Below are 308 nucleotides of genomic sequence, written 5' to 3'. Positions count from 1 at the left end.
GTCCGTGCATAGGATGGATAATCGCGACAAAGGTTTCGAAACTTCACAGTGTGTTCTTAGGGTCTGCTGAAATGATCGCGAGCTTCCCCGACCATCGTCCGCGCCGCATGCGCCGCGACGATTTCTCCCGCCGCATGATGCGCGAATCGCGCCTCACTCCCGACGACCTCATCTACCCCGTCTTCATCCTGGAAGGCACCAATGTGCGCCAAGCCGTGCCGTCCATGCCGGGCGTGGAGCGCGTGTCGATCGATGTGCTGTTGGGCGTGGCAGAGCAGTGCGTGCAGCTTGGCATTCCAGTGCTGGCG

1 pseudogene is annotated in these 308 nt (G+C 61.0%); it reads left to right on the top strand.

Annotated elements, in window-relative coordinates:
• Nucleotides 1-71: 71 nt before the first annotated feature.
• Nucleotides 72-308, top strand: a pseudogene (locus HX774_RS19525) (porphobilinogen synthase); the annotation flags it as partial.

This window comes from Brevundimonas sp. P7753 (assembly GCF_013386595.1).
GTDB classification, from domain to species: Bacteria; Pseudomonadota; Alphaproteobacteria; order Caulobacterales; family Caulobacteraceae; genus Brevundimonas; species Brevundimonas bullata.
The sequence above is the reverse complement of the archived record's forward strand: the minus strand, read 5'-3'. Positions and strand labels throughout refer to the sequence as shown.